At 62.2% G+C, this 2147-nt stretch carries 2 protein-coding genes; both read left to right on the top strand.

Features of this window, described 5'->3' with window-relative positions:
* On the top strand, positions 1–705 hold a 705-nt coding region (locus FS320_RS42105; protein WP_192926420.1), incomplete at its 5' end, for a PQQ-dependent sugar dehydrogenase.
* Positions 706–1047: 342 nt separating this feature from the next.
* Positions 1048–2136, top strand: coding sequence for a TRAP transporter substrate-binding protein (locus FS320_RS42100; protein WP_152718485.1), 1089 nt, complete (start codon positions 1048–1050; stop codon positions 2134–2136).
* Positions 2137–2147: the final 11 nt, after the last annotated feature.

Genomic DNA, 2147 nt, shown 5'->3' with positions numbered 1-2147 from the left:
GGGCATTGGACGCGCAGCCTGCTGGCGAGCCCCGATGGCTCGAAGCTTTATGTGGGCGTGGGTTCGCGCGGCAACATTGGCGAGGACGGCATGGCTGCCGAGGAGGGCCGCGCGGCGATATACGAGATCGATCTTGCCACCGGCACGAGCCGCCTCTTCGCGACAGGGCTGCGCAACCCCGTTGGCCTTGCCTGGGAGCCTCACTCGGGGACACTTTGGACGGTGGTCAACGAGCGTGATGGCCTCGGCGACGAGACGCCGCCGGACTACCTGACGTCAGTGCGCGACGGGGGTTTCTATGGCTGGCCTTACTGCTACTGGGGGCAGACGGTGGACGATCGCGTGCCGCAGGACCCGGCTGCGGTCGCGCGGGCCTTGACACCTGACTATGCGCTGGGCGGGCACACTGCGTCGCTCGGCCTGTGTTGGCTGCCGGCCGGCACACTCCCCGGGTTCCCCGACGGAATGGTGATTGGCCAACACGGCTCCTGGAACCGCAGCAAGCTCAGCGGCTACAAGGTGATCTTCGTTCCGTTCGAGAACGGCCGCCCGTCCGGCCCTCCACGTGACATCCTGACGGGGTTTCTCGCGCAGGACGAGCAGGAGTCCAATGGGCGACCCGTAGGGGTGGCGATCGGGCCGGACGGCGCTCTGCTGGTAGCAGACGATGTCGGAGACGTGATCTGGCGCGTGACGGGGGTATGATAGGTCGCAGTGAGCCGCTCCCCACGGGACGGCCGGGGCAGACTTTGCGATCGTACGGCAATCTGCCATTCCGGGAAGGGCTGAACGCCTCCTTCGGGTCAGGCAGTGAAATTCACTCACTTTTCGGAATGTCTGGTTACGTGAGGATTGCTGCCGTTGGGCTTACGTCGCAGGAGTGCCAATTGCAGACATTCATCGCGTGAGCGCGTTCAGCGGGGCGCAATAACTCTTTTTAGCGAGCGCAAGCCGGCGCGCTTGAACTCTCCTCCTATTGTCCCATGCCCAAACGGGTGATCTCCTGATTGAGCCGCCTTCAAATGGCGGTGTCGGGAGGAAAAAACCATGAAACGTCGTCAGTTTCTTTCTGTCGCTGCAACTGGACTTGCAGCAGGAACCCTCGCCAAGCCTGCCATCGCCCAGTCCATGCCTGAGGTTCGCTGGCGACTGTCATCGACCTTTCCCAAATCCCTGGACACCCTCTATGGTGCCAGTGAAAGCCTCGCCCGGTATGTGTCTGAAGCAACCGATGGCAAGTTCCAGATCCAGCCCTTTGCGGCTGGGGAGATCGTCGGTACGTTCCAGGCGTTCGATGCAGTTAGCAATGGCACGGTCGAGATGATCCATGGCCCAGGCTACTACTTCCTGGGCAAGGATCCGGCCTTTGCGGTCTTTTCCGACATGCCCTTCGCCCTCAATGCGCGCCAGAAGACCGCCTGGCTTTACCAGGCCGGCGGCAACGACCTCGTGAACCAGTTTCTGGCCAAGTACAACGTTCACGCCATCCCAGGCGGCAACACCGGCACGCAAATGGGCGGCTGGTTCCGCAAGGAGATCAAGACCCTCGCCGACCTCCAGGGACTGAAGTTCCGGGTGGCAGGGATTGCCGGGCAAGTCATGGCCAAGCTGGGTGCGGTGCCGCAGCAGATCGCCGGAGGTGATATCTACCCGGCCCTGGAGCGTGGCACCATCGATGCGGCCGAATGGGTCGGGCCCTATGATGACGAGAAGCTCGGCTTCGCGAAGGTTGCACCCTTCTACTACTATCCGGGCTTTTGGGAGGGCGGACCGGCGGTCCACTTCTACTTCACTAAGGCGAAATGGGAGGAGTTGCCCAAGCACTACAAGGCGGTGGTCGAAGACGCGGCTGCCCGGGCTGGTATGGACATGTTAGCGAAGTACGATGCTCGCAACCCGGCGGCATTGCGGCGCCTGGTCGGCGCTGGCGCGCAGCTGCGCCCCTTTTCGCAGGAGATCCTGGAGGCCGCCTACAAAGCAGCCAATGAGATCTATGAGGAGATCGCGGCCAAGAATGCCGACTTCAAGAAGATGTATGACAGCCTGCGTGATTTCCGGAACGAGGAGTACCTCTGGTTCCAAGTCGCCGAGTATGGCTTTGACACCTTTATGATCCGCACCCGCGCCCGTGGATGATGCTGGAGACG

Origin of the sequence: Microvirga tunisiensis (assembly GCF_009296175.1) — a bacterium.
Taxonomy (GTDB): Bacteria; Pseudomonadota; Alphaproteobacteria; order Rhizobiales; family Beijerinckiaceae; genus Microvirga; species Microvirga tunisiensis.
This window is presented reverse-complemented; position numbering and strand designations above follow the sequence as displayed.